The sequence below is a fragment of the Shinella sp. 20P9.1.1 genome, from assembly GCF_057798995.1.
On sequence record NZ_JBYOLC010000012.1, the window covers coordinates 146,434 to 166,056 of the forward strand.

At 65.6% G+C, this 19,623-nt stretch carries 24 protein-coding genes and 1 pseudogene; 19 read left to right on the plus strand and 6 right to left on the minus strand.

The window, feature by feature from the left end:
• The first annotated feature begins 32 nt into the window (after window positions 1-32).
• The 3 genes from AC27VQ_RS20350 (at window position 33) to AC27VQ_RS20360 (ending at window position 2,381) form a co-directional block, all read left to right on the plus strand.
• Window positions 33-407 carry a DUF1491 family protein gene (locus AC27VQ_RS20350; protein WP_488717716.1) on the plus strand — a complete coding sequence of 125 codons (375 nt, stop codon included), beginning with the start codon at window positions 33-35 and terminating at the stop codon, window positions 405-407.
• A 99-nt stretch (window positions 408-506) separates the two neighbouring features.
• Window positions 507-2,159: a hypothetical protein gene (locus AC27VQ_RS20355; protein ID WP_488717717.1), complete on the plus strand. Its 1,653-nt coding sequence runs from the start codon at window positions 507-509 to the stop codon at window positions 2,157-2,159.
• Window positions 2,160-2,249: 90 nt separating this feature from the next.
• Window positions 2,250-2,381 carry a hypothetical protein gene (locus AC27VQ_RS20360; protein WP_488717718.1) on the plus strand — a complete coding sequence of 44 codons (132 nt, stop codon included), beginning with the start codon at window positions 2,250-2,252 and terminating at the stop codon, window positions 2,379-2,381.
• 65 nt (window positions 2,382-2,446) lie between these two features.
• On the opposite strand, the gene AC27VQ_RS20365 is transcribed toward AC27VQ_RS20360, so the two are convergent.
• Window positions 2,447-3,424, minus strand: coding sequence for a DUF2336 domain-containing protein (locus tag AC27VQ_RS20365; protein ID WP_488717719.1), 978 nt, complete (start codon window positions 3,422-3,424; stop codon window positions 2,447-2,449).
• Window positions 3,425-3,678: 254 nt separating this feature from the next.
• Entirely contained in the window at window positions 3,679-4,491 is an 813-nt protein-coding gene (locus tag AC27VQ_RS20370; protein WP_488717720.1) for a M10 family metallopeptidase C-terminal domain-containing protein, read from the minus strand.
• A 478-nt stretch (window positions 4,492-4,969) separates the two neighbouring features.
• Here AC27VQ_RS20370 and AC27VQ_RS20375 point away from each other — a divergent pair, with 478 nt between their 5' ends.
• Window positions 4,970-5,158, plus strand: coding sequence for a hypothetical protein (locus AC27VQ_RS20375; protein ID WP_313532207.1), 189 nt, complete (start codon window positions 4,970-4,972; stop codon window positions 5,156-5,158).
• A gap of 136 nt (window positions 5,159-5,294) precedes the next feature.
• Here AC27VQ_RS20375 and AC27VQ_RS20380 read toward each other — a convergent pair whose 3' ends face one another.
• From AC27VQ_RS20380 to AC27VQ_RS20390, 3 genes are all read right to left on the minus strand, one after another.
• The gene (locus AC27VQ_RS20380) at window positions 5,295-5,846 is read right to left on the minus strand and encodes a DUF1254 domain-containing protein (RefSeq protein ID WP_488717721.1); all 552 of its coding nucleotides are present in this window, start codon (window positions 5,844-5,846) and stop codon (window positions 5,295-5,297) included.
• Window positions 5,839-6,432 carry a DUF1214 domain-containing protein gene (locus tag AC27VQ_RS20385; protein ID WP_313532204.1) on the minus strand — a complete coding sequence of 198 codons (594 nt, stop codon included), beginning with the start codon at window positions 6,430-6,432 and terminating at the stop codon, window positions 5,839-5,841. Before AC27VQ_RS20385 ends, AC27VQ_RS20380 begins: the two co-directional genes overlap by 8 nt.
• 82 nt (window positions 6,433-6,514) lie before the next feature.
• Complete coding sequence (locus tag AC27VQ_RS20390) at window positions 6,515-8,689, minus strand: transglycosylase domain-containing protein (RefSeq protein ID WP_488717722.1); 2,175 nt, start codon at window positions 8,687-8,689, stop codon at window positions 6,515-6,517.
• Between the two features lie 178 nt (window positions 8,690-8,867).
• On the opposite strand from AC27VQ_RS20390, the gene AC27VQ_RS20395 reads away from it, so the two are divergent.
• A complete protein-coding gene (locus tag AC27VQ_RS20395; RefSeq protein WP_488717723.1) occupies window positions 8,868-9,353 on the plus strand; it encodes a YcgN family cysteine cluster protein in 486 nt (161 codons plus the stop codon).
• Between the two features lies 1 nt (window position 9,354).
• On the opposite strand, the gene AC27VQ_RS20400 is transcribed toward AC27VQ_RS20395, so the two are convergent.
• Window positions 9,355-9,687: an MmcQ/YjbR family DNA-binding protein gene (locus AC27VQ_RS20400; RefSeq protein WP_488717724.1), complete on the minus strand. Its 333-nt coding sequence runs from the start codon at window positions 9,685-9,687 to the stop codon at window positions 9,355-9,357.
• A gap of 240 nt (window positions 9,688-9,927) precedes the next feature.
• On the opposite strand from AC27VQ_RS20400, the gene AC27VQ_RS20405 reads away from it, so the two are divergent.
• The 14 genes and pseudogenes from AC27VQ_RS20405 to AC27VQ_RS20470 all read left to right on the plus strand — a co-directional run bounded on the left by AC27VQ_RS20405 (window position 9,928) and on the right by AC27VQ_RS20470 (window position 19,608).
• Entirely contained in the window at window positions 9,928-10,473 is a 546-nt protein-coding gene (locus AC27VQ_RS20405; protein ID WP_488717725.1) for a hypothetical protein, read from the plus strand.
• Window positions 10,474-10,903: 430 nt separating this feature from the next.
• Window positions 10,904-12,130: a DNA-packaging protein gene (locus tag AC27VQ_RS20410; protein ID WP_488717726.1), complete on the plus strand. Its 1,227-nt coding sequence runs from the start codon at window positions 10,904-10,906 to the stop codon at window positions 12,128-12,130.
• A gap of 2 nt (window positions 12,131-12,132) precedes the next feature.
• Entirely contained in the window at window positions 12,133-12,744 is a 612-nt protein-coding gene (locus AC27VQ_RS20415) for a hypothetical protein (protein ID WP_488717763.1), read from the plus strand.
• 209 nt (window positions 12,745-12,953) lie between these two features.
• Complete coding sequence (locus AC27VQ_RS20420) at window positions 12,954-14,093, plus strand: phage portal protein (RefSeq protein WP_488717727.1); 1,140 nt, start codon at window positions 12,954-12,956, stop codon at window positions 14,091-14,093.
• Between the two features lie 379 nt (window positions 14,094-14,472).
• Window positions 14,473-14,781 carry a DUF6107 family protein gene (locus AC27VQ_RS20425; RefSeq protein WP_488717728.1) on the plus strand — a complete coding sequence of 103 codons (309 nt, stop codon included), beginning with the start codon at window positions 14,473-14,475 and terminating at the stop codon, window positions 14,779-14,781.
• Window positions 14,782-14,876: 95 nt separating this feature from the next.
• On the plus strand, window positions 14,877-15,437 hold the full coding sequence (locus AC27VQ_RS20430) for an HK97 family phage prohead protease (protein ID WP_488717729.1): 561 nt from the start codon (window positions 14,877-14,879) through the stop codon (window positions 15,435-15,437).
• A gap of 14 nt (window positions 15,438-15,451) precedes the next feature.
• Window positions 15,452-16,656, plus strand: a pseudogene (locus tag AC27VQ_RS20435) (phage major capsid protein).
• A gap of 111 nt (window positions 16,657-16,767) precedes the next feature.
• Window positions 16,768-17,337 (plus strand): head-tail connector protein, encoded by a 570-nt coding sequence (locus AC27VQ_RS20440; RefSeq protein WP_488717730.1) that lies wholly within the window; start codon window positions 16,768-16,770, stop codon window positions 17,335-17,337.
• Entirely contained in the window at window positions 17,337-17,675 is a 339-nt protein-coding gene (locus tag AC27VQ_RS20445; RefSeq protein ID WP_488717731.1) for a phage head closure protein, read from the plus strand. The genes AC27VQ_RS20440 and AC27VQ_RS20445 overlap by 1 nt, the downstream gene beginning before the upstream one ends.
• A complete protein-coding gene (locus AC27VQ_RS20450; protein WP_488717732.1) occupies window positions 17,672-18,073 on the plus strand; it encodes a DUF3168 domain-containing protein in 402 nt (133 codons plus the stop codon). Before AC27VQ_RS20445 ends, AC27VQ_RS20450 begins: the two co-directional genes overlap by 4 nt.
• Before the next feature lie 25 nt (window positions 18,074-18,098).
• Window positions 18,099-18,506, plus strand: a complete 408-nt coding sequence (locus AC27VQ_RS20455) for a phage major tail protein, TP901-1 family (protein ID WP_488717733.1) — start codon at window positions 18,099-18,101, stop codon at window positions 18,504-18,506.
• The gene (locus tag AC27VQ_RS20460; protein ID WP_488717734.1) at window positions 18,506-18,862 is read left to right on the plus strand and encodes a gene transfer agent family protein; all 357 of its coding nucleotides are present in this window, start codon (window positions 18,506-18,508) and stop codon (window positions 18,860-18,862) included. Before AC27VQ_RS20455 ends, AC27VQ_RS20460 begins: the two co-directional genes overlap by 1 nt.
• The gene (locus AC27VQ_RS20465; RefSeq protein ID WP_488717735.1) at window positions 18,859-19,062 is read left to right on the plus strand and encodes a rcc01693 family protein; all 204 of its coding nucleotides are present in this window, start codon (window positions 18,859-18,861) and stop codon (window positions 19,060-19,062) included. Before AC27VQ_RS20460 ends, AC27VQ_RS20465 begins: the two co-directional genes overlap by 4 nt.
• Window positions 19,063-19,065: 3 nt before the next feature.
• The gene (locus AC27VQ_RS20470) at window positions 19,066-19,608 is read left to right on the plus strand and encodes a phage tail tape measure protein (RefSeq protein WP_488717736.1); all 543 of its coding nucleotides are present in this window, start codon (window positions 19,066-19,068) and stop codon (window positions 19,606-19,608) included.
• Window positions 19,609-19,623: the final 15 nt, after the last annotated feature.

Genomic DNA, 19,623 nt, shown 5'->3' on the forward strand with positions numbered 1-19,623 from the left:
CCTTGAGGCCTGCGCCGTGTAGGAGGCGGGCCATGCGTCTTCGTACCGACATCTTCGTCTCCGCCCTGCTGCGCCGCGTGTTTGCCCGTGGCGATTTCGCGGCCGTCGAGGCGAAGGGGGCGGAAGAGGCCGGCGCGGTGTTCGTGCGGCAGATCTTTCGCGATGGCGCGGAGAGCCTGTTTGCCCCGGCGCCGCAAAGCTTCTTCGGCGAGGGTGACAGCAACCGGTCGCGGCTGTTCGAAACGCGGCTGGAGCGCGTCGAGACGGCGGCGGTGGCCGAGGCGATTGCGCGGGAACGGCGTTTCGACAGCGACCTCTGGGTCGTATCGGTCGAGACGGACGATCTCGGCGATCTCCTGGAATTCGCCGGGGTTGAGCCTGACGACGACGGATTTTTCCGCCGTTAACCTTGCAGCAAGGCTTTGCCGGCCCGGCCGCAATGGAAACGAATTCTTTGCCGATAAGGCGCTAGGACGTGGCTACGTCAATGATGGACGGCCGATAGAATGACCAAATATGTAATCAAGATCGACATGACGTCGACGCTTGTGGCCCGTAAGGCCAACAGCCAGTGGATCGTGGATCCCGGCGTCAAGATCACCACCAAGGGAACGGCCGTGGATGCCGGCGGTGTTTACACCAGCCGCTCGCTGGCCATTGATGGCAGGGTCACCTCCACGGCCGGCAATGGCATCGTCTTCGGCGATGCCGCGATCACCGCCAAGCCCGGCGATGTCACGATCAAGGCCGACGGCGTGGTTTCCGCCAAGCTGGTCGGGCTGACGACGTCGGGAACCGGGCTCATCCTCACCAATCTCGGCAGGCTCTCGGGCGGCACTGCGGCGGGCATCTTTGCCGGCGCCGGCATCAATTTCACCAATCGTGGCTCGACGCTTTCTTCCACCGGCCTCGGCATCAAGGCGACGGGTGACAAGGCGCTCGTCACCAATCACGGGACGATCAAGAGCGGCGGCGATGCCGTGACCGTTTCCGGCACGGCTGCGATCATCACCAATTACGGCATGATCAATTCGACCGCCGACGATGGCATCCGCAGCGCCGGCACGAAGGCGATCGTCACCAACAGCGGCACGGTCGATAGCAAGCTGGATGCTATCGTCGTGACCGGCAAGAGCGCCGTCATCACCAACAACGGCAAGCTCTTGTCGCGTGGCGACGAGGGGCTTGTGGTGACGGGCGCCAGTGCGGTCATTTCCAACAACGGCACGATCAGCGCCGCCAAGGATGCGGTGCGGCTCGATGGCAGCGCGGTCAATTTCGCCAACCACAAGACGCTGACCTCGACTTCCGGCGAGGGCATCGATGTCGGCGGCGCGAATGCGCAGGTCACCAACAACGGCACGATCAAGGGTGCCGCCGGCATCCTGATGGACGGCGCTTCCGCGACGCTGACCAACAATGGCAACGTGACGGCGACGAGCGGCATCGCCGTGGCGCTGCTCGGCAGCGGCAAGAACATCCTTTCCAACAACGGCTCGATCACCGCCACGGGCACCGCGCTCAAGGGCGGTAGTGGTGTGGAGATCATCACCAACAACGGCACGATCCGCGGCAATGTCGATCTCGGCGCCGGAAACGACAGTTTTGACACACGCGGGGGCAAGGTCATCGGGACCGTGGCCGGTGGCGCGGGCAACGACACCTATCTCGTCGGCGATGCCGCTTTGAAGCTCATTGAGAAGGCGAATGGCGGCACGGACACGGTGCAATCCACGGTGAGCTACACGCTCGGCGCCAATATCGAAAAGCTCGTGTTGCTCGGCACGGCCGGCATGAGCGGCACGGGCAACGGGCTTGCCAATGTGCTGATCGGCAACAGCGGCGGCAACACGCTATCGGGCCTTGGCGGCAACGACATCATCGACGGGCGCGCCGGCAACGACACGCTGACCGGCGGCGCCGGCGCCGATGTCTTCATCTTCTCCAAGGGCTCGGGCAAGGACATAGTGACGGATTTCGTGGCCGGCACCGACCGGGTCGATTTCTCCGGTCTCGCCGCCATCACGAGCTTTGCCGACCTCATGAAAAACCATGCGGTCCAGAGTGGCGATGACGTGCTGATCAAAGCCGGCACCGATGTGCTGACGCTGAAGCATGTCGATCTCTCGGATCTGTCGAAGGCGGATTTCCTGTTTTGACCGCCTGTTCCGGCGGGAACAGCGGCGAGAGCGGGCACATGGGAAAAGGGAGGCACAGGCAACGGCCTGTGAACCCTTGGAGAAACGCCCATGTTTATCGTGCTGCCCGCCCTTGCACTGCTAATTTCGGGAATGTTCGTCGTGACCATGCTGGCCGCGCTCTCCGCCGAGCGCCATGAAGGCACGGCTGTTCGCCTGCCGGCCAAGCGCCCAGTGTTCTGAAAAGCGTTCTGAAAACCGTTTCCGAAATCGATCGGTTCCGCGCGACGGAACCTTGAAGAAGCCGATCAGCCGGCGGCGCGATGCCGCCCGTCCCCAGAGGACCTGCCGTGGTAATCCTGCCCGTCCGCATTCGTGCTTTCACTGTTGGCCGCCTTCGGCAAGCCATCGCCGTTCGTGTAGCTATCCGCCCGTTGCCAGCTTTCGACCCTGAGGGTCGATTGGGCGGGGTCTAGCGACGCGATCAGCGCTTCAGCGCCACCCTCGGCCAGGTGCGGGTAGATTTTTCCCAGCACGAACAGGCAGTCTTGCGCCGGCACGGCGAGCGCCACCAGCGTCTCGGCCAGTTGCCGGCCGGAGACGTCGAGCAGGATGCGCTCCGACAGCCACTGGCTGGAGGCGAGCGCGTCGGCGAGCGTGACGGCGATCATGCCGATCTCGCCGGCGCGCGCAAAACGCACAAACAGCGCCTGGTGGACCTCGGTCGCGGCCTCGAGCTTGACCGGTATCTCGGCGGCGGGGAGCGCGGCCCGCATCAGCGCGCGCAGTTCCGCGCGCATGTCTTCTTCCCGCTCCAGCCGTGCAGCTTCGGCAAGGGCCGCGGCGCGGTCCTCGCCGGTGCGGCGGCTTGCATGATCCTGGTGGCTGCCGACGAGCGCCTCGATGACGGCGGGCGAGAGATCGTCGCGCTTGCCGATGGCGCGGGCATGCTCGGGACCGGCCACACGCAGGATCCGCATCAGAACGCCATCGGCGATCGCCTTGGAGCCCATCAGGAAGATGGCGGCGATGCTGATCGGCTGGCCGGCGATAAACAGGGCGATCTCATCGGGGATCTGCGGGCAGCGGGAGAGGGCGGCGACGGCCTGGCGGCGGGCTTCCTCGGTGGAGGCGGCGTAGAGCGGCTCGAAGAGTTCGCCGAACTGGCGCAGATCCGACTTCGACGGAAAGCGCAGGCTCTCGAAGCTCGACACCGTGGCCATCAAGACGATGTCCTTCGGCCGCCCTGCCTGCGGTCTCTCCAGTTCGCGAAACCTGTCCGCCACGAAACACCCTATCCCCGAAGCGGCAGCCCCTTGCCGCGTCCATCTGTCCTTGGCGAAACCAGCAAAACCCGAGCGGATCGCGGTATCTCCGCAATCAATCGGTTCTCGCTGCTTGAGCGCCTGTCGCGCGGGGCGACCGTAAACACAATCCTAACGGCGGTATGATTAACAGCCGGTAAAGGTGTGCGTCGCCTGTGCCAATAGAAGATGCCCGGTTGAGCCTGAACCGGGCATCCGCTTTTCCCTGACAAACTCTAGAAGATGAAGTGATCGGCGGTCAGATCGATCTTGCCGGTGAGGCGGATCATGATGTCGGCCTTGCCGTCGCCGTTCGTGTCGCCGGTGATGTGGGTCTCCGCGCCGACCTTCTCGTAGCGCAGCTCGCCGACGACCTTAGAGAACTTCTTCGTGCCGATGAATTTGAAATCCTGCACGCCGACAAAGTTGGAATTGCCGTCGTAGCGGCTGAGATCGATGACGTCGAATTCAGCCGGCTTGAAGTCCTTGATGAGGTCGGCGGCGGCTTTGGTTCCGCCGGTGTCACCGGTGGAGAAGATGAAATGGTCGGCACCCGTGCCGCCGGTCATGGTGTCTGCGCCGCGTTTGCCGAAGAAGAAATCGTCGTATTTCGTGCCCTTGAGCGTGTTGTCGGCGTTCGTGCCGTTGATGGGGTCGTACTGGAACTTCACCTTGATGAGCACATAGGTGTTGGTGTTGAACGACGTGCCGCGCCAGTCGATCCGCAATTCGTTGTCATAGACGGTGATGTCGCTGGCCGTGAGGCCCTTCATATTGGTCTGCAGGCTGAAGCCGATCATGCGGTTCAGCGTGTCGTTATAGTCGACGAAGGCCGGGCCGTTGCGCGAATAGTTCGAGAAGGCGCCGATATCCTGGAAGCGGATGGCGATCTCCTTGTCGGCGAAGTCGATCGAATAGATACCGTTCGTCTCGCCGAAGTCGATTTCGGTGCCCTTGCCGATGGTGACGAGGCCCCAGTCCCAGATATGCTTCGGGTCGAACGCCCGGAAATCGTAGCGGGTGTCGATGGTCTTGCCCCAAAAGCTCATGGCCAAATCCTTGCGTAAAACAAACGCTCACAGTCTACGCCATGCATGCTTGTCCATGCGTTAACGGAAGGCTTTGGCGGAGACCGGCCTCGTCCTGTGCCGCCGGGAACAGCGTGACGCGGCGGATCACGCTAGTGTTAACAGCATGTTAACCCAATCGTCGTTAGTTTTAGGGGTAAGGGTCTGCTCGTCTATTATTTGAGACGTGCTATGATTCGAGCATGGGAACGGTGGTTCGCCGAAACGGCTGCCGTTCCTGATGGGAAAGGTGCGATGTTCCGGATACCGGGCGGTCGCCAGACACATTCCCGTGAATGGGAAACTTCTGGCCCCCTATCGCCGTTTTCCACCCGTATGCGACTGGGATGACAATGTGCGTCGCAGCCGGGTGACGGAACCGGATGCACCGGCCCGAACAGGGCAGGGTGAGATTTGTAGGAGTGCTTCATCCGTCTCGATTCTTCTTTTGGAGGCGAGAATGGCAGACGTTGTTAGATTGAAGGAATGGCTTGCGCGCACCCCGAAACGTGCGCCCGTTCCGCATACGGCTCCGGCCCAGGTGCTTCTCTTCACGGGCGTGCGCTACGAGCGCCTGACCCCCGCCATGCTCGCGGCCCGCGGCAAGGCGGCGAAGGCGAGCGCCCAGGATGCCGCCAGCCGGCCCTGATCTATGATATCGCGCGCGGCGCCGCGATTGACGGCGAACACATGCGCGGCCGAACGACAGCATTCAGGCTGGGTGCACGATTGCGCCGCCCAGCGACATATGCTCTTGAGAGCACGATTTCCCACTTGAGTTGGCCCTATTGGGCAGGCGAGAACGTCTCGCAGCCAGCCTCGGCGAGGAAGCCGACGGCGGCCGGCTGGCGGCTTTGGGTGGGCACGAAGGTGCGCAGCACTGCGTAACCCTCGTTGCCGCGCATTTCGACGAGGATCGACTGTTCCAGCTCCGGCGGCAGCGCCTTGCGGATGCCGATGAGCTGGATAGGGGTGGCGATCAGGGTGTCGAGCGCGCCCGTCACGGAGGTGCGGTCGTTCATGCTGAACACCTCGTTGGAGGCGTCGTCATAGACGGCGAGCGACCAGAAGGGCACCTCGCCATCGGCGAAGAGGCGGATCGGGCCGTTTTCGACGGAGAAGGTGCAGACGGCGGTCTTCATTGCCGGGTCGTCGTTGAGCGGCGCGAGTGTGTCGCCGACGCTGGCGAGCGGGAAGAAGCGGTTGTTTTCGCCGAAGGTCTGGACGCGCGTATAGGCATCGCGGCCGGTGAAGCTCGGCAGCGAGAGGATGATGACGATGTGCAAGAGAGCCGCGCCGACAAGGCCGATGGCGATGGCATAGAGGAAACTACGCATCGGTGCAGTCCAGCCTTGTGATGCCGGGCATGGCAAGATCGATGACGCCGGAGCTGCCGGCGGTCGGCGTGTCGAGCAGCGTCATGACAAGGAGGAACTGCGCGTTGCCCTCGGGCACGGCGAGCCAGTTGCCGGAGGTCGCCGTCGCGGCGATGCGGATGACGAAATCGCTGTCGGCGCTGCGCAGGACCGACCAGGCGTTCAGGCCATCCGGCAGGCCGGGGCGCGTGCCGAGGAGCGGATTGCCGTTGCGGTCGGCGGCGTGCAGCGTCCAGAGGCGGGCGGGCGGCGTGATGCCCTCGATCTCGTAGCGGCAGTTTGCCGAAAGGCTGCGGTTGTCGCTGTCGGTGGCGGCGGTGAAGGTCAGGCCCTCGGCACCGCCGAGCAACAGCTTACCGTCACGGGCGCGGTGGGCCTTGGCATAGGGATCGGCATCGATCGTCTGGGCGCTCGGGAAGGCGGTCCAGGGGCCGAGCGCGATGGCGCCGAAGCCGACAGTTGCCCGCAGCGCATAGATCGAGCTCAGGATGCCGAGCCCGAAGGCGACGGCGAGCGCGGTGGCGATGACGAGGGGCGTTCGGAACAAGGCAATCGACCGTTGGAGTTGTGTCGAAACGAAGAGATAGAGCGTTTTGGCGATTCGGAGAAACGCGGAAACGCTTTATCGCTCACTCTGTCCGGTTGACCGGAGCCGCGTCAAGCGCAGCCACCCGGCCATCGGCCTTGAGGGGCTTGGCCTCGTTCAGCTGGCGGGCGACATCCTTCAGGAGTTTCGTGACATCGGTGGAGAGCGAACGAGGACGCACCAGCGCGGGCAGGGGATTGTTCTCATCCGTCGTCGCCGCCGCGACCTCCGTCGCCTTGGTGCCATCCGGCAGGGGGTTCTCGATGCCGGGAATGGGGCGCAGCTCGATGCCCTGATGGGCATAGTCCATCAGGCGCTTGAAGGTCATGGCGGGCAGCGAGCCGCCGGTCATGTTGTTGGTCGAGGTATAGTCGTCGTTGCCGAACCAGACGGCGGCGGTGTAATTGCCGGTGAAGCCGACATACCAGGCGTCGCGATAGGCCTGGGTCGTGCCCGTCTTGCCGCCCGAGACGATGCCGCGGTCGAGCGCGCCGCGGCGCGCCGTGCCGCTGACCGGGATGGTGACGAAGATGCGGTTCATCGACGAATCCGCTTGCTCCGACAGGATGCGCTTGGCCGGCGGCTCGTCGCGGCCGAAATCGTAGAGGATATCGCCGTCGTAATTGAGGATCTGGCTGATGCCGTGGCGGCGCGACTGGGTGCCGCCCGCCGGGAAGACGGCGTAAGCCGTGGCCTGATCGAGCACGGTCACTTCCGAGGTGCCGAGCGGCATGGTCTTGTCGGTGCGGATCGGCGTTTCGACACCCATGTCCTTGGCCATCTGGGCGATGCGCTTGGTGCCGAGCTTTTCCTTGGCGAGCCGCACCGGCACGGAGTTGATCGATTTCGCCATTGCCGTCATCAGCGTCATGCGGCCGGCGAAGCTGCGGCCGTAATTCTGCGGCGACCAGCCACCCCAGCTGATGGGGGCGTCGACGATGGTCGTCTCGGGCGTCATGCCTGACTCCATCGCGGCGGCGTAGGTATAGGCCTTGAAGGAGGAGCCCGGCTGACGCAGTGCGCGGGTGGCGCGGTTGAACTGGCTTTCGCCATAATCGCGCCCGCCGACCATGGCACGCACGGCGCCGCCGTTTTCGATCATCACAAGCGCACCCTGCTTGACGCGGTAGCTCTCGCCATACTGGCGCAGGCCGCTTTCCACCGATTCCTCGGCCGCGGCCTGCAGGCCCATGTCGATGGTGGTGCGCACGACGAGGGAATGCTGGGCAAAGGGTTTTGCGATGCGCTGCACTTCGTCGAAGGCCCAGTCGAGGAAGAAATCGGGCGCGGTCTTCTCGTTGCGGTCGATGACGCTGGCGGGGTTGCGCCGTGCGGCAATCACCTGGCCCTCGGTCATCAAGCCGCCCTGCACGAGATTGGTCAGCACCTCGTTGGCGCGGGCACGGGCGGCGGGCAGGTTGACGTGGGGGGCGTAGCGGGCCGGGGCCTTGAACAGGCCGGCGAGCATGGCGGATTCGGCGAGGTTCACATCCGTGACGTTCTTGCCGAAATAGAACTGTGCCGCCGCGGCCGCGCCGAACGTGCCGCCGCCCATATAGGCGCGGTCGAGATAGAGGCGCAGGATCTCCTTCTTGGAGAGGTTCGCCTCGAGCCAGAGCGCGAGGAAGGCTTCCTTGACCTTGCGCTCCAGCGTGCGCTCGTTGGAGAGGAAGAGGTTTTTCGCCAGCTGCTGGGTGAGCGTCGAGCCGCCCTGCACGACGCCGCCGGCCCGCGCGTTTTCGTTCATGGCGCGGGCGAGACCGAGGAAATCGATGCCGAAATGGCTGAAGAAGCGGCGGTCTTCCGTGGCGAGCACGGCCTTGATCAGGTGATCGGGCAGCTCGTCGATCGGCACGGAATCCTCGTGGATGATGCCGCGGTGGCCGATCTCGTTGCCGTAGCGATCGAGGAAGGTGACGGCGAAGTCGCTCTGCGCGCGCCAGTCGCCCTTGGTCTCCTCGAAGGCGGGCAGCGCCAGCGCGAGCAGCAGCACGAAGCCGGCGGTGCCGAGGTTCATGCCTTCGCCGACGATCTCGAAGACAGCCTTCTTCCAGCCCTTCACCTGGAAGCGGCGGAAGAAGATGGTGATCTCCTCCCAGATTTCGGCAGCGCGAAAACCGGCGTTCCAGACCGTGGAATCGATCCAGGAATCCAGACGCAGGAAGATGTGCCGTTTGCGGCGGCGCGGTTTTTGCGGCTTCGGGCTTTCGTCTTCCACGCTCGGTAACCTTGTCTCGGGACGGGCCGCAGCCTGCCCGCGTCCGGTTAACGTCTTCTGACCACGTCCTATTCGGGGACGATAGCAGTCTTTTGAAGGCAGCAGAACGGATTTTGCCGGGTACGGTTACCGGCCGGGCGGACTTGACCTTTGGGCGCGAGAGGTTCAGGGGTCAGGCATGACGACAAGCACTGCGCAGGAGCCGGGCGACCTTCCTTTCTGGAAGACGAAGACGCTCGCCGAGATGAACGACAGAGAATGGGAAAGCCTGTGCGACGGCTGCGGGCTCTGTTGTCTCAACAAGCTGGAGGACTGGGATACGGGCGAAATCGCCTGGACGTCCATCCGCTGCGTGCTGCTCGACGGCGAGAGCTGTCGCTGCAAGGACTATGACAACCGGCAGGCGACGGTGCCGGACTGCATCCGCCTGACGGTGGAGAGCGTGGAGAAGATCTCCTGGCTGCCGCCGACCTGCGGCTACCGCCTCATCCGCGACGGGCACGACCTCTACTGGTGGCATCCGCTGGTCTCGGGCGATCCCGACACCGTGCACCAGGCCGGCATTTCGGCGCGCGGCCGCACTGTCAGCGAAGAGGGCCTCGATATCGAGGACTACGAGGATTATCTCGTGACCTGGCCCATGGAAGTGGGCGAAGAGAAGTAACTCAGTTCATCGTCGCGGTGACCAGGGCCTTCGGCGCGACATTGCGCCAGGCGGTGCCGATGAGATCGCGCACCCGCTCGTCGTCGGCGCTGTCGAAATAGAGCGACGTCCAGCCCTTGGCGCCCCAGCCGCCCGGCACGGGCGCGCACAGCCCCGGATCGGTTTCCACCACCATGGCCTGCTGGTCCGCCGTGAGCTTCAGCACCGCGCGGCCGGCCTTCGGCAGGGACATGAAGATCTTCTCGCCCACCCGGAAGTCACGCTTCCCGAAATGGGCACTTTCCCGCGTCCCCGGCATGCCGAGCGCGATCGCAATGAGATCCTCCGAGGTCATGTTGGCAGAGTAGCACCCTTCGTGGCTTCGCAAAAGATTTCGCTAAATAGGAAAATAGTCCTTGACGGCGTGACGGTCGTTTGATAGGGTTATGGCATAGTCGGAAAGGTGCGGGCGGCGGGGTAGCTTGATTTTCCGCATATCTTTCGGATCGGCGGGTTCTGCCGGTCACGGATTTTGGGAATATATTGACAGGCGCTGGGTTCATCGAACCGGGCGCCTTTTTGTTTGGGGTTTGCGATGGACGCGGCGATCGATCTTGAGTTGTTCGGCCTCTCGCCGGAGCCGGCGGTTTATGACGGGCTTGGCGGGCGACGTTCGGAATTCGAGGGCGCGGCGGCGCTGGTGCTCGACACCAAGGCGGATGCGCCACTCGATCCCTTTCTCGATATGCAGGCGATGCTTCTGGAGATGACGAAGGAGCTGCGCGAGCGGTTCCAGCGCTTCCAAAGCCAGAAGGCTCTGGCCGAGCAGGATGCCGCCGGCGCGGAGGACGAGGCCGCGCGAAAGCTGGCGCAAAGCGATGCCAAGGCGGCCATCGAGGCGGTGTCGCTGATCGTGCGCACACTGGAAAAGATCGACAGCCTGCAGCGCACGCTGATCTCGGAACGTACGGAGGCGGAGGCCGCCCGCGGCGAGCCGGAGGACGAGGCAGCATTGGTGGCGGAATTCGACCATCTGGTCGAGACGCGCGTGATGGAGCGGTTGAATGCGGCGAGGGAAGACTGGCGGCGGGAAGCCGGGATTGGCGGGGATGCTGCCGCGCGAATGGAAAGCGGACCGTAGGGCGCGGCGGGCCTGCGCGGCGGTCGGCAAGACATTCGACAAGCAGGTGAAGACGGGGATCGCGCGTTTGAAGGTCGCCGAGAGCAAGCAGACGGGGCTGGAGATGCTTTCGGCGCTGGATGTTTTGGAAGCGGGAATCGTTGGCGCCGCTGCGGAACGAAGCGGACCGGCGCCCGCTCTTATGGTTTTCTCCGATGAGGATGAGGCCCTGCTACGGGAACAGGATGTCTCCTTCTCCCCCACGGGGAGAAGGTGGCCCGAAGGGTCGGATGAGGGGGCTGGCACGGTGGTTGATGTTTGCGCCACCCCGTCATCCGCCTGCCGGCACCTTCTCCCCGTGGGGGAGAAGGAACTGGAGGCACCGGCCGAACTTGTTGGCGGTGGTCCTGCTCACCCCGGTGAGATTGGCAGCGAACGGGAAGGTCCTGCGTTGGCTCTTCACAGCCGCCGGCAATTGAACCGCTGGCACTTCACCGGCCGGCTTGCCCAGATGCCGCCCTCCGGCGACTGGCGGGTCTGGCTGCTGATGGGCGGCCGCGGCTCGGGTAAGACGCGGGCGGGGGCGGAATGGGTGCATGCGCTGGCGCTTTCTCAGCCGGAGCTTCGCATCGCGCTGGTGGCGGAGACGCTGGGCGACGGGCGCGAGGTGATGATCGACGGGGTGTCCGGCATCTGCCGGATCGCCGGGCGGGCACGACCGGAATTCGAGGCGTCGCGCCGGCGGCTGGTCTGGCCGAACGGCTCGATTGCGCAGATCTTTTCCTCCGAGGATCCGGAGAGTTTGCGTGGGCCGCAGTTCCACTTCGCCTGGTGCGACGAACTCGGCAAATGGAAACATGCACAGGAGACCTGGGACATGCTGCAATTCGGCTTGCGTCTCGGGGCAGCACCCCGCGTGCTGGTAACAACAACGCCGCGGCCGGTGCCGCTGCTGCGGGCGCTGGCGGCCGATCCGAAGACGGCGGTGCGGCGCATCGCGACATCGGACAATGCGCAAAATCTCTCGCCTGGCTTCATCGCCGCCATGGCGGACCGCTATGGTGGTACGCGGTTGGGGCGGCAGGAGCTCGACGGCGAGCTGATCGCCGACCGTGAGGATGCGCTGTGGAGCCGGGCGCGGCTGGAGGCGATCCGGCTGCGCAACATCGGGCCGCTGTCACGCATCGTCGTGGCGGTCGATCCGCCGGCAACGGCGTCCGCGGCTTCCGTCTGCGGCATCGTGGTGGCGGGGCTGGATGGCACCGGGCGCGCGGTGGTGCTGGCGGATTGTTCGGTGACGGGCGCGAGCCCGGCCGGCTGGGCGGGGGCGGTGGTGCGCGCCTTCAGAAGATTCGATGCGGATCGTGTCGTGGCGGAAATCAACCAGGGCGGCGACATGGTGACGGCCATGCTGAGGAGCGTGGAGGCGGACCTGCCGGTCACAACGGTGCGGGCGACGCGCGGCAAGTTTTTGCGCGCGGAGCCGGTGGCGGCGCTCTACGAACAGGGGCGCGTGGCCCATGCCGGCGCCTTTGCCGAGCTGGAAGACCAGATGTGCGATTTCGGCCCGGACGGGCTTTCCGCCGGCCGCTCGCCGGACCGGCTCGATGCGCTCGTCTGGGCGCTGACGGCGCTGGTGCTCGACCGGCAGGGTGAACCACGGGTGCGGGGGATCTGATGATGGTAATCGATCGGAAGGTGTTTTTCGATGGCGTGCGCGGGGCGCTCTATAGCGGGCGATTGGCGGGGACGCAGGTCGCCGGGCTGGCGGCGCTCATCGACCGGTTCGAGGCGGGTGATGAGACCAAGGACTGTCGTTTTCTCGCCTATATGCTGGCGACGGCGCATCACGAGACCGGCGGGCGTTTGCAGCCGGTGCGCGAAACCTTTGCCGCGACGGACGAGGCGGCGATCGGCCGGCTCGACCGGGCTTTTACAGCGGGGAAACTGCCGCAGGTTTCCGAGCCCTATTGGCGGCGCGATGCGGCGGGGCACAGCTGGCTCGGGCGCGGGCTGGTGCAGATCACGCACCGGCGCAACTACGAGCGGCTTTCGGCGCTGACCGGCATCGACCTCGTCGCGCGGCCGGAGCGGGCCATGGAGATGGCGGTTTCGGTGGAAATCCTCTTCGTCGGCATGCTGCGCGGGGCGTTCACGGGGCGGCGGCTGGCGGATCATTTTTCGGCAGGCCGCGCCGACTGGGTGGGCGCGCGGCGCATCGTCAACGGGCTGGACAGGGCCGAGCGCGTGGCGGGGTACGGGCGGACGTTTTTCGCGGCGCTTGGCGGGTAGTGCTTTACCCGTGGCGTGGATCCTCGGGTCAAGCCCGAGGATGACGGAGGGGAGGATTGGTTTCCCCGTTTCTTGAGCAGATCGGCATAGGCGGCGGTGCGATAACAAGCCGTCCTCTCTTCTTTCGTCATCCTCGGCCTTGAGCCGAGGATCCACGCCACGGGTGCTGCGCCCACGGTGTTTTTCACATTCGACAAACCGAGGACATCATGAAACTCCCATCCTTCCTCTCGCGGCGGCCTCCGGTGCCGGCGGAAACCAAGGCGTCGGGCTTTTTCGCGCTGACGGCCGAGGGCCGGGCGCATTGGTCGAGCCGTTCCTATGCCTCGCTGTCGCGCGAGGGGTTCATGAAGAACCCGGTGGCGCACCGGGCGGTTCGCATGATCGCGGAGGCGGCGGCTTCCGTGCCCTGGCTGGCCTATGACGGCGAGGCGGAGCGGCCGGAGGCGCTGGCGCTTGCGCTGCTGCAGCGGCCGAACGGGCGCATGGCGGGCACGGATTTCTTCGAGATGCTCTATGGGCATCTGCTGCTGTCAGGCAATGCCTTCGTCGAGGGCGTGCGGGTGGGGGAGGACCTGCGGGAACTGCATCTTCTGAGACCCGACCGCGTGCGCATCGTCGAGGGGCGCGACGGCTGGCCGGAGGCTTATGAATACCGCACGGGCAACCATGTCCGCCGGCATGCTGCGGGCGAGGGGCAGGCGATCCTGCATCTCAGGCTGTTTCATCCGCTCGACGACCAGTTGGGGTTCGCGCCGCTTGAGGCGGCCTCGATGGCGCTCGATCTCTCCAATGCGGCGGCGATCTGGAACAAGGCGCTGCTCGACAATTCGGCGCGTCCCTCCGGCGCGCTCGTCTATCAGCCGAAGGAGGGCGGCAACCTGACGCCCGATCAGTACGACCGGCTGAAAAGCGAGCTGGAGGAAGGCTATTCCGGCCCGGCGCGGGCGGGGCGGCCGATGCTGCTGGAAGGCGGGCTCGACTGGAAAGCGATGGGCCTTTCGCCGCGCGAGATGGATTTCGTCGAGGCGAAGAACGGGGCGGCGCGCGACATCGCGCTCGCCTTCGGCGTGCCGCCCATGCTGATCGGCATTCCCGGCGACGCGACCTATGCCAATTACCAGGAGGCCAACCGCGCCTTCTGGCGGCTGACGGTGCTTCCGCTGGTGAGCCGCACGGCGGCGGCGTTCGCGGGATGGCTCGATGAGGACGGCGACGGTGCGCTGCGGCTGGTGCCGGATCTCGACCAGGTGAGCGGGCTTGCGGCCGAACGCTCGGAACTCTGGGCGCGGGTGGGGGCGGCGACATTCCTCAGCGACGAGGAGAAACGCAGCGCGGTCGGATACTGACAGAGATGTGCAAAGGGCGCAGTCCGAGCCGAAGCGGCAACGGACTGCTGGCCGCCATCATGGCGGTTGCGGAAACTATTTTTGCACCTGAGGGAACGTCAACCGGCAAGTTTTGAGGGTGGCCGCGTGTCGTGCCGTGCGAGCGGCGTCGTTTGTCGAAAAGCGGCTGAAAAACAAAGGTTTGGCACTGCGGTTTGAATCGACGTCGCCACGGCCGGAATCGCTTTGTGAAGGCGTTGAATTCCTTTGCAAGCCATCGGGCGCAAGCGATTCAAAAGACTCAGGGATTGGTGCTGCCTGACTCAGCGTGAGCCAGGGTGCGTGTGGCCGCGTTTGGCCTGACGGTCTCGATTTCCATAATAAACAGAAAGGCTTAACAATGGCTGACTTCGGAAACGACGGCGGGCTTTGGACGGCCCGGCTGGTCGGCGCGTCGGCGGGGGCTGCCGTCTCGCTCATCTATCTCCTGCCGAAAAGCCGCCGTGAGGCGGGATGCCGGTTCTTCACCGGGCTCGCCTGCGGCCTCGTCTTCGGCGGGCCGGCGGGGCTTTGGATCGCGGTCCGGCTCGGCATCGCCGGTTATCTCGGGCCGGCGGAGGTGCTGCTGACGGGATCGGCGGCGGCGAGCCTTTCGGCCTGGTGGGGGCTCGGCGTGCTGGCGCGCATGGCGGAGAAGATGAGGCAGTAGGCAATAGGCAGTAGGGGGTGGGCGGCGGTTGTGCGCCCCTATTGCCTATTGGCTACTGCCTAATTCCTCATTTCCAATCCACATCGGAGAAACCAATGACAACCACCGACCTGCCGGTCTGGCGGACGAAGAAGTATGCCGATCTGACGCTTGCGGGTGTCTCGGGCGACGGGGTGTTTTCCGGCTATGCCAGCCTCTTCGGCGAGGTCGATCTCGGCAAGGATGCGATCGCGCCGGGCGCTTTCGGGCGCTCGCTGGAAAAACGCGGGCCTTCGGGTGTGCGCATGCTGTTCCAGCATGACCCGGCCGAACCCATCGGGCGCTGGCGCACCATTCGCGAGGATGCACGCGGGCTCTATGTCGAGGGTGTGCTGTCGCCCGGCGTGGCGCGGGCCCGCGAGGTGCTGAACCTCATGAAATCGGGTGCGCTCGATGGGCTCTCCATCGGCTTCCAGACGGTGCGTTCGAAGACCGAGCGGGGAAGCGGCGTGCGCCGCATCCTCGAAGCCGATCTCTGGGAAATCTCGATCGTCACCTTTCCCATGCTGCCTTCGGCGCGGGTGTCGAACGTGAAGAATGCGCGGTGGTTCCGCGACAAGGAAACGGAGCTCGTGCGCACCATGCGCCGAGCGGCCCGGATGATGATGCAACGCTAACGGAGACGACAAGCATGACGCAAACCAGCAAGACCGCGCCGGAAATCAAGGCCGTGCCGGAAACGATGACCGCCGCCTTCGACGACTTCATGCAGGCCTTCGAAGCCTTCAAGGAGACCAACGACATCAGGCTCGGCGAGATCGAGCAGAAGCTGACCTCCGACGTGGTGACACGCGAGAAGGTCGATCGCATCAACCGTGCCATGGACGACCACAAGCGCGTGCTCGACCAGTTGGCGCTGAAGAAGGCGCGCCCGGCGCTCGGCGGCAGCGGTACGACGAGCCTGGAGGCGGCCGAGCACAAGGCGGCGTTCTCCGCCTATATGCGCCGCGGCGACGAAAGCGCGCTGCGCGCACTGGAGGAGAAGGCGATGTCGGTCGGCTCGGCGGCCGATGGCGGCTATGTCGTGCCGCCGGAAACCGACACGGAAATCGGCCGCCGGCTTTCGACGGTCTCGCCGATCCGGGCGCTTGCGACGGTGCGGCAGGTCTCCGGCATGGTGCTGAAGAAGCCGTTCGCGACCTCGGGCATGGCGACGGGTTGGGTGGCGGAAACGGCGGCGCGGCCGCAGACGAATAATGCGCAGCTCGCCGAGCTTTCCTTCCCGACCATGGAACTCTACGCCATGCCGGCGGCGACGCCCGCGTTGCTTGATGACGCAGCCGTCGATGTCGAAGGCTGGATCGCCTCGGAAGTCGACATCGTCTTCGCCGAGCAGGAAGGCACGGCCTTCATTTCCGGTGACGGCACCAACAAGCCGAAGGGCTTCCTGAACTACACCAACGTCGCCGATGCCAGCTGGGCCTGGGGCAATATCGGCTACATCGCCTCCGGTGCGGCGGGCGCCTTCAAGGCAAGCAACCCCTCCGACACGCTGCTCGACACGATCTATGCGCTGAAGGCAGGCTACCGGCAGAACGCCAATTTCGTCATGAACCGCAAGACGCAGGCGCAGATCCGCAAGTTCAAGGATGCCGACGGCAACTACCTCTGGCGTCCGCCGGCAACGGCCGGCCAGGCCGCCTCGCTGCCGACAGCTTCTCTCTCGCCTTCGGCGACTTCCGTGCCGGCTATCTCGTCGTCGATCGCACGGGCGTGCGCGTGCTGCGCGATCCCTACTCCGCCAAGCCCTATGTGCTGTTCTACACGACCAAGCGCGTCGGCGGCGGTGTGCAGAACTTCGAGGCGATCAAGCTGGTGAAGTTCGCGGTGAGCTGAGGCTTTCCGCGCTGCTTTCTCTTGCACCGGCGGCTTTCCCTGACGCCGGTGCCGCGGGCGCGGTTTTCCTCCCGGCCGCGCCCGCATCCTCCTTTCACCGGACAGGACCCCATGACGATAACCGAACTTTTGCCGCCTGCCGTCGAGCCGGTCACGCTTGCGGAGGTGAAGGCGCATCTGCGCCTCGAGACGACCGAGGAGGACACGCTGCTGGCGGGCCTGATCCGCACGGCGCGCCTTCATCTGGAAAGCCAGACGGGGCTCTGCCTGATTTCCCGGCTTTTGCGCCTCTATCTCGACGACTGGCCGGAGGGGCGGGTGATTCAGATTGCCAGGGCACCGGTGCAAACCATTGAGATCGTGACGGTTTACGATGCCTTGGGGACGCCTGTCGAACTCGATACGGCGGGCTATGTGCTGGATGGCGCGGCGCGGCCGGCGCGGCTCGTTCTGCCGGTACGGCGGGCGACGGGACGGGCGCTGAACGGTATCGAGATCGATTTCACCGCCGGCTTCGGCGAGAGCGGCGCGGATGTGCCGGACACGCTGAGACGGGCGCTCACGCTGCATGTCGCGGCGATGTTCGAGCTGCGCGGCGTGCTCTCGCTCGACGACCAGCCGGGGGCGGTGCCGCAGGGCTACGAGCGGCTGATTGCGCCGCATTGCCAGCGGAGGCTGTGATGGTGTCTGCGGGCGTAATCGATCCCGGCGCGCTTTCGGCCCGGCTCGTGCTGGAGCGGCCGGTGGAGACGCCGGACGGGCAGGGTGGCGTCGTGCAAAACTTTTCGGCGCTGGCGACGCTCTGGGCGCGCGTCGAGCCGATCTCGGCCCACGCGGACGAGGCGGCGGGCGCGCTGCCGGTGACGGTGACGCACCGTATCTGGCTCCGGCGGCGCGGCGACATTGCGGGTGGCATGCGGCTGCGCAAGGGCACACGCCTTTTCGCCGTGCGGGCTTTCCGCGATCCGGACGAGACCGGGCGCTACACGCTCTGCGACTGCGAGGAGATCAAGCCATGAGCGCGGCATCGGCCTTGCAGAAGGCGATCTATGAGCGGCTTTCGGGCGACGTGGCGCTGACGGCGCTGATCGGCGGCAATGCGGTGACCGACCGGCGTCCGAGCGCGCCGGCCGCCCCCCTCGTCGTGATCGCCGGCGTCGACAGCACGGACCATTCGACGGCGACGGAGCCGGGCGAGGAGCATGGCATCACGCTGGATATCTGGTCCGATGCGGCCGGGCATCGGCAGGTCCAGGCGATCGCCGCCGTGGTGCGCGCGGCGCTGCATGATGCGGCGCTCGCCCTTAACGGGCACCTCCTCGTTCTGCTCTTCCATCGCGAGACGCGCGTCGAGCGCGACGACCGTTTCCACCGCGCCAAAATGCAATTTCGCGCGGTGACGGAACCGGCAACCTGAACAATCCAACGGAAAGGATCCGGCCATGGTGGCACAGAAGGGGCGCGATCTGCTGCTCAAGATCGAGAATGGGGCGGGTTTTGCGACCGTCGCGGGGCTGCGCTCGAAGCGGCTGTCGTTCAATGCGCAGATCGTCGATGTGACGGATTCGGAATCGGCGGGGCGCTGGCGGGAATTGCTGGGTGGCGCCGGCGTGCAGCGCGCGGCCGTCAGCGGTAGCGGCATCTTCAAGGACCAGGCATCGGATGCGCTGGTGCGCTCGGTGTTCTTTGCCGGCACGATTGCCGCCTGGCAGATCGTCATTCCGGATTTCGGCACCGTGTCCGGGCCGTTCCAGGTGGCGGCGCTCGACTATTCCGGCGCGCATGACGGGGAGGTCCTGTTCGAGATCGCGCTGGAATCGGCGGGCGCGCTGACCTTCGTGGTGCTGTGATGGGCGCGCGGGCGAACCGGCGACGCGGCGAGATCGAGGCCTTTCTCGACGGCGAGCGGCGCGTGCTGTGCCTGACGCTGGGGGCGCTTGCCGAACTCGAGACGGCCTTTGCCGTCGACAGCATGGCGGGGCTCGCTGAACGATTCTCTTCCGGCCGGCTGAAGGCGGAGGATCTCATCCACATCATCGGCGCGGGGCTGCGCGGCGCCGGCAACCTGTTCAGTGACGAGGAGGTGGCGGGCATGGCGGCGGCGGACGGGTTCTTAGGCTTCGCGCGAATCACTGCCGATTTGCTGCAGGCGACCTTCGATGCGGAGGGCGGGGCGGCAAACCCTCCGGCGCCGCATCCGGCGTGAGCGCGGAGGCTGCCGCCTTCCCCTGGGAGGCGGTGCTTCATGCCGGGCTCTGCCGGATGCGGCTTGCCGCGAACGATTTCTGGGCCATGACGCCGCGCGAGCTAGCCTATGCGCTCGGCCTGCTGCGGCCGGCACCGATCGCGACGCAGCGCTCGGACCTGACGGCCCTGATGCTGGCCTTTCCCGACGAGAAGGAGTGAACCATGGCTGAGACGGACAACGGGTCGCTCAACGGCACTAAGGAGACCGCCGAGCAGCTTTCCATCATTTTCGACGACCTGGAGGCGCGTTCGCGCTCCTTCGGCTCGGCGCTGACGGGCGCGCTCAGGGGCGCGGTCGTCGATGGCAAGGGGCTGGAGGGCGTGCTGACCGGGCTTGCCCGGCGGATGAGCGATATCGCGCTTTCCGTCGGGCTGAAGCCGCTGGAAGGGGTGTTGTCATCAGGCGTGTCCTCGCTGCTGGGCGAGGTGACGCCCTTCGCCAAGGGCGGTGTCGTGGCGGCGCCGACCTATTTCGGCGGCGGCAGCGGCGGGCTTGGCCTGATGGGCGAGGCGGGGGCGGAGGCGATCCTGCCGCTGAAACGCGGGCCGGACGGGGCGCTCGGCGTGGCGAGTGAAGGCGGCGGCGCCGGTGCGCGCATCGTCTTCAACGTGACGGCGCAGGACGCGGCGAGCTTCCGTAAATCCGAGGGGCAGATCGCTGCCATGCTGACGCGTGCCGTGGGGCGCGGGCAGCGCAGCCTGTGAGGTCGCCTTTCAACA

Excerpts from the sequence above, each read along its gene's own strand:
- AC27VQ_RS20400 (WP_488717724.1), bottom strand. The coding sequence starts at position 9,687 with ATGACCTCGGAGGATCTCATTGCGATCGCGCTCGGCATGCCGGGGACG.
- AC27VQ_RS20425 (WP_488717728.1), top strand. The coding sequence starts at position 14,473 with ATGGCTGACTTCGGAAACGACGGCGGGCTTTGGACGGCCCGGCTGGTC.
- AC27VQ_RS20355 (WP_488717717.1), top strand. The coding sequence starts at position 507 with ATGACCAAATATGTAATCAAGATCGACATGACGTCGACGCTTGTGGCC.
- AC27VQ_RS20430 (WP_488717729.1), top strand. The coding sequence starts at position 14,877 with ATGACAACCACCGACCTGCCGGTCTGGCGGACGAAGAAGTATGCCGAT.
- AC27VQ_RS20450 (WP_488717732.1), top strand. The coding sequence starts at position 17,672 with ATGAGCGCGGCATCGGCCTTGCAGAAGGCGATCTATGAGCGGCTTTCG.
- AC27VQ_RS20350 (WP_488717716.1), top strand. The coding sequence starts at position 33 with ATGCGTCTTCGTACCGACATCTTCGTCTCCGCCCTGCTGCGCCGCGTG.
- AC27VQ_RS20405 (WP_488717725.1), top strand. The coding sequence starts at position 9,928 with ATGGACGCGGCGATCGATCTTGAGTTGTTCGGCCTCTCGCCGGAGCCG.
- AC27VQ_RS20460 (WP_488717734.1), top strand. The coding sequence starts at position 18,506 with ATGGGCGCGCGGGCGAACCGGCGACGCGGCGAGATCGAGGCCTTTCTC.
- AC27VQ_RS20455 (WP_488717733.1), top strand. The coding sequence starts at position 18,099 with ATGGTGGCACAGAAGGGGCGCGATCTGCTGCTCAAGATCGAGAATGGG.
- AC27VQ_RS20380 (WP_488717721.1), bottom strand. The coding sequence starts at position 5,846 with ATGCGTAGTTTCCTCTATGCCATCGCCATCGGCCTTGTCGGCGCGGCT.
- AC27VQ_RS20370 (WP_488717720.1), bottom strand. The coding sequence starts at position 4,491 with ATGAGCTTTTGGGGCAAGACCATCGACACCCGCTACGATTTCCGGGCG.
- AC27VQ_RS20420 (WP_488717727.1), top strand. The coding sequence starts at position 12,954 with ATGAAACTCCCATCCTTCCTCTCGCGGCGGCCTCCGGTGCCGGCGGAA.
- AC27VQ_RS20415 (WP_488717763.1), top strand. The coding sequence starts at position 12,133 with ATGGTAATCGATCGGAAGGTGTTTTTCGATGGCGTGCGCGGGGCGCTC.
- AC27VQ_RS20395 (WP_488717723.1), top strand. The coding sequence starts at position 8,868 with ATGACGACAAGCACTGCGCAGGAGCCGGGCGACCTTCCTTTCTGGAAG.
- AC27VQ_RS20440 (WP_488717730.1), top strand. The coding sequence starts at position 16,768 with ATGACGATAACCGAACTTTTGCCGCCTGCCGTCGAGCCGGTCACGCTT.
- AC27VQ_RS20360 (WP_488717718.1), top strand. The coding sequence starts at position 2,250 with ATGTTTATCGTGCTGCCCGCCCTTGCACTGCTAATTTCGGGAATGTTC.
- AC27VQ_RS20375 (WP_313532207.1), top strand. The coding sequence starts at position 4,970 with ATGGCAGACGTTGTTAGATTGAAGGAATGGCTTGCGCGCACCCCGAAA.
- AC27VQ_RS20445 (WP_488717731.1), top strand. The coding sequence starts at position 17,337 with ATGGTGTCTGCGGGCGTAATCGATCCCGGCGCGCTTTCGGCCCGGCTC.
- AC27VQ_RS20470 (WP_488717736.1), top strand. The coding sequence starts at position 19,066 with ATGGCTGAGACGGACAACGGGTCGCTCAACGGCACTAAGGAGACCGCC.